Source organism: Nocardioides sp. (assembly GCF_031422975.1).
Taxonomy (GTDB): domain Bacteria; phylum Actinomycetota; class Actinomycetes; order Propionibacteriales; family Nocardioidaceae; genus Nocardioides.
This window is the reverse complement of sequence record NZ_JANPEO010000220.1, coordinates 1-4621: the sequence shown is the minus strand read 5'-3', so window position 1 is coordinate 4621 and position 4621 is coordinate 1. Positions and strand designations below refer to the sequence as shown.

Genomic DNA, 4621 nt, shown 5'->3' with positions numbered 1-4621 from the left:
CGAACACTGCTCGCGGGAAGGCGAGCGAGATCGGCGGTGTGCTGTTGACGATGAGATGGTCGAGGAAGGAGAAGGTGGCCGGCCACGGTCGGTCGAGGTCGCCCTGCTGCTGGGCGTGCACCTCGCCGTCGACCTCCACAGCCACCACGTGCTGGCGCACCGCGGCCGCGCGCAGCACCTGGCCGGCGTGCTCGGTGGCCAACGCCTTGAAGGTGGCGACCCAGGCGGGCAGAGCCAGGTCGTCGTCGTCGTGGATCGCGACATAGCGGCCCCGGGCGGCTGCGAAGCCGGCGTTGAGTGGAGCCGACCGCCCCGCGTCGGCGACGTCGAGGACGCGGATGCTCATCCACTCGGGCTGGAGCGCGACCAGGTCATCGACGCGGGCGGCCGCGTCGGGCGCGGTCCGGTGCCGCACGAGGAGCACCTCGAAGTCGCGGTCCGTCTGCTCGGAGAGGCCGGTGAGCACCTCGGCCAGCAGGTGCGGTCGTCGGCCCTGGGTGCGGGTCACCACGGTGAGGAAGCAGTCGGCGCCGCTGCCGGTGTCCACGGCGCTGCCATAGGTCCCCAGCACCTCACCGAGGCTGGTGGTGGGGCGAGAGCTCTTGCCCCGGTTGGTTGCCATCGGGCTCAGCGGACCGGCAACGGCTTGGCCGGGACCCCGACCACCGTCGTGGCGGGCGGAACGTCACGCACCGCGCAGGCGGAACCGCCCACCGTGGCGCCGGCACCCACGCGCAGCCCGTTGAGAACCACACCAGCCACGCCCACGAGTACGCCGTCCTCGAGGCAGCAGTCGCCGGAGATCGAGGCCAAGGGGTTCAGGCTCACGAACTCGCCGATGGTGGTGTTGTGACCAACGGTCGCGTTGAGGTTGATGTGGGCGTGTCGACCGATGCCGATGTTGGTCGTCAACCGCACGCCGGCGCAGATCACGCTGCCGGCGCCGATGCTGACGGCCGAGCCCTGGGTCGACGCGGGATGCACCAGGGTCGCGGCGCCAGCACCGGCGGCGTCGAATCGGGCCGCGAGGGATCGGCGGGTGCCGGGGCCGCCGATGCCGATGACATAACTCACCCGGGAGTGGGGCCCGGCCAAGTGGTCCGCCACTCCGCCGAGGTGCGTGGCGCCACGGGCCGTGATCCGCTCGAGGTTGACATCGGTGATGGCATCGTCGACGAAACCGAGCAGCCCGTAGGTCGGCCGCTCGGCGTTGATGGCCTCCATCACGTCGAGGACCTCGCGGCCGAAGCCGCCGGCCCCGACGATCACCAGGGGCTCGAGCTCTGCGGGCTGCACGGGACTCATGAGCCAACTGTGTCATGTAGTGCGATGCCTTAGGATGCAACGGCCAGCCGCACTGTTGAACACATCATGCCGACGAGGTCGATTTTGCTCGTGATCACCCGGGAGCCTCGGGCCCTTGAGTCGGCAGGGGAACCCCGCGGGCGCACCACGCAGCCGTGGTGGCGGCGACTTCACGCTCGCAATCGCGCGCTGATCCCGGCACAGGCCGGCACGATGCGCGGCGCGATGTGGACGATCTTCGTGGCCGCCGAGTTCTACCTGCTCTCCAACCCGCTGGTCTTCATCCCCTGGTTCGAGTGGTCCCTGGACAGCGCCATCGAGATCGCGCTCCTCTTCGTGCTGCTCCAGCTCCCGTGGCTACGCCTGCGCCCACCACCAGTGACGGTGGTCCTCTTCCTGGCCTTCACCGCACTCAGTGCGCTCTGGAGCCAACTGCCCGCCATCTCGTGGATCAACATCCAGATCTACGTCATCATTGCGATCATCGCGTGGGTGATCTCCTGCAACGTCTCGACCCGCGTCCTGGGCCACGGGCTGTTGCTCGGTGGTGTGCTGATCGTGGTGCTCTCCCTGTATGCCCTGCACGAGCACTTGCCGGGTGCCGAGGTCGGGGCGGGCAACTCCGGGTACATGGCCGGGGTCGGGACCAACCGCAACATCTTGGCCTACGTGCTTGCCCCGGTGTGCGCGGTGATCGCCATGCCACCTCGGACCCGCCTCGGCTGGCTGGTGTGGGCCCCTGGCGTGGTGGTCGTCGTGGTCGGGCTGTGGCTGGCCGACTCGGGCACCGGCGACATCTCCACCGCAGCAGCCCTGGTCACGATCGCCTTCCTCTTCGGCACCGAGCGGGCTCATCAGCACCTCAGCAGAAGCCGCCGGCGTGGGGTGTGGGTCGCCGGCCTCGCCCTCGTGAGCCTGATCGTGTGGCGCATGAGCGACGTCGCCGCCCTCTTCGGCCGCGACACCAGCACGTTCTCAGGACGGCTGCCGATCTGGGAGGGCGCGTGGAAGGCCACCCAGCCGCAGCTGTGGCAAGGGTTCGGCTGGGGAGCGGTGTGGCCGCATCCCTGGGTTCCGGCCCCGCCCAATCACGTCATGGACGTGATCTGGTTCGCCACCAACGATGCCTACTACTACCCCCCGCACGGCCACTCCTCACTGTTCGACCTGTTGCCGCAGGTGGGATTGATCGGGGTGGCCCTGGCCGTGCTGATCCATCTGGAGACCCTTGCCCGCGCGGTGGCGCTCCGGTTGCCGGGCCTGGCCGACGCGGAGGACGTGGCCGCGGGTCGCATGGTGATCGTGCTGCTGGTCGTGCTGCTCGTCTTCGGGCTCAGCGAGCCTCTCACCACGATCCCCTTCGGCTGGTTCCTGCTGGTCATCGTCTGCGGAGTCCTCCCCTTCCGGCGACCCGACCGTGCGCCTGGGCGGCGACTCGACCGTCGACTCGAGCAGCGACCTGACGGGGGACCTGACCGGGGACGGCGACGGCAAGGAAGGCGCCCGGCCGGGAGGCGAGTGCGATGACCAGCAAGCGCGCCCTCGACCTGTTGCTCGTGTGCCCCGTCTTCCTGGTGTCCCTGCCCATCCAGGCCGTCGTCGCTCTCGCCGTGCGGCTGTCCATGGGTCGGCCCGTGCTCTTCCGTCAGCAGCGTCCCGGGCTGCGTGGTGAGCCCTTCGACATGGTCAAGTTCCGCACCATGCGTCTCGAGGACCCCGCACGGGGCGGGGCCGATGACGAGTCGCGACTGACCGCCACCGGTCGGTTCCTGCGCTCGGCCAGCCTCGACGAGCTCCCCACGCTGTGGAACATCCTGCGGGGCGACATGTCCCTGGTCGGCCCGCGGCCGCTGCTGATGCGCTATCTCCCCCGCTACACCGCGGAGTAGGCGCGTCGACACGAGGTGCGCCCCGGGCTGACCGGGCTGGCACAGGTCTCGGGTCGAAACGCCCTCTCGTGGGAGGAGAAGTTCCGCCTCGACGTGGAGTACGTCGAGCACCACAGCCTGCTGGGCGACCTGAGGATCCTTGCGGCCACCGTCGGCAAGGTCGTCAAGCGCGAGGGCATCAGCGCGGACGGGCAGGCAACGATGACCGAGTTCTTCGGCCCGCCTGCCGTCGACCCCGAGCGAGACGCCTGATGCGGATCGGGTTCCTCACCCAGTGGTACCCGCCGGAGCCGGGCACGGTCGTGCCGGCGGCAATCGCCCGCGGCTTGCGCGACCTCGGTCACCAGGTGGACGTCGTCACCGGCTTTCCCAACTACCCGACCGGCGTGGTGATGGACGGCTACCGGGTCCGGCCCTACCAACGCGAGACCGATGAGGCCGGCATCATCGTGCACCGGGCGCCGCTGTGGCCCAACCACGACTCCCGCGCGGCGGCCCGGATGGCCAACTACCTCTCCTTCTCGCTCGGCGCCAGCGCGGTGGTGCGCGCCAAGGTGCCCACTCCCGACGTGTGGCTGGTCTACTCCTCGCCCGCCACCGCGGTGATCCCCACGCAGCGGCTGTTGCGTCGCCACCGGGCGCCGGTCTTCTTGCTGATCCAGGACCTGTGGCCCGACAGCGTGACAGGCAGCGGTTTCGTCGGTGGCCGGGCGGGAGCGGCGATCGAGACGGCGTTGAGAAGATTCTGCGACGCGTCCTACCGCTCGGCCGGGGGCATCGGCGTGATCTCACCGGGCATGCGTGGGGTGCTCACCAGCCGGGGCGTCCCGGATGCGAAGATCCACGACACCCCGAACTGGGTCGAGGACGGCCACCTCTCCCCGGACACCCTCCCCAGCGACGTCGATCGTGCGGATCTCGATCTGCCGCTCGGCAGGCTCTGGATGTATGCCGGCAACCTGGGCGAGCTGCAGGGCCTGGACCCGCTGATCGAGGCCTTCGCGCGCCGTCCCCAGGCCCAGCTGGCCCTGGTGGGCGACGGTGTCGCCCGTGTCCGACTGGAGGAGCTGGCCACCCGACTCGGTGCCACCAATGTGACATTCGTGGGCGCCGTGCCGACCGACGCGGTGGGACGCTACGTCGCCGCCTCCGACATCCAGGTGGTCTCGTTGCAGGACACCGCGTTGCTGCGGGTGACGATGCCGAGCAAGTTCCAGGGGGCGCTGGCCGCAGCCCGTCCGGTCCTGGTGCACGCCGCGGGTGACGCGGCCGACGTGGTGGCGACGGCCCGCTGTGGGTGGGTACGCTAAACGGACTGAACCGGCTTGACACTGCGACCGGCATGTTAACGCAGATCGCCTTTCCCGGCGCCAACAGCACCATCAATACCATCCGTCCCGGCACCAATGGCCAGCTGTGGCTTGGCA

The 4621-nt window shown here is 69.7% G+C and carries 4 protein-coding genes and 1 pseudogene; 3 read left to right on the top strand and 2 right to left on the bottom strand.

What is annotated here, in order from left to right:
* A partial coding sequence (locus RMO85_RS06560) for a glycosyltransferase family A protein (RefSeq protein WP_310527749.1) occupies positions 1-622 on the bottom strand: 622 nt, incomplete at its 3' end.
* A 5-nt stretch (positions 623-627) separates the two neighbouring features.
* Positions 628-1305, bottom strand: coding sequence for a NeuD/PglB/VioB family sugar acetyltransferase (locus tag RMO85_RS06555; RefSeq protein WP_310527745.1), 678 nt, complete (start codon positions 1303-1305; stop codon positions 628-630).
* A 90-nt stretch (positions 1306-1395) separates the two neighbouring features.
* Between RMO85_RS06555 and RMO85_RS06550 the strand changes: the two genes are divergently transcribed.
* From RMO85_RS06550 to RMO85_RS06540, 3 genes and pseudogenes are all read left to right on the top strand, one after another.
* On the top strand, positions 1396-2832 hold the full coding sequence (locus RMO85_RS06550) for an O-antigen ligase family protein (RefSeq protein WP_310527739.1): 1437 nt from the start codon (positions 1396-1398) through the stop codon (positions 2830-2832).
* Positions 2829-3446 (top strand): annotated as a pseudogene (locus RMO85_RS06545) (sugar transferase). Before RMO85_RS06550 ends, RMO85_RS06545 begins: the two are co-directional and overlap by 4 nt.
* Entirely contained in the window at positions 3446-4504 is a 1059-nt protein-coding gene (locus RMO85_RS06540; protein ID WP_310527735.1) for a glycosyltransferase family 4 protein, read from the top strand. Before RMO85_RS06545 ends, RMO85_RS06540 begins: the two are co-directional and overlap by 1 nt.
* The last annotated feature ends 117 nt before the right edge of the window (positions 4505-4621 follow it).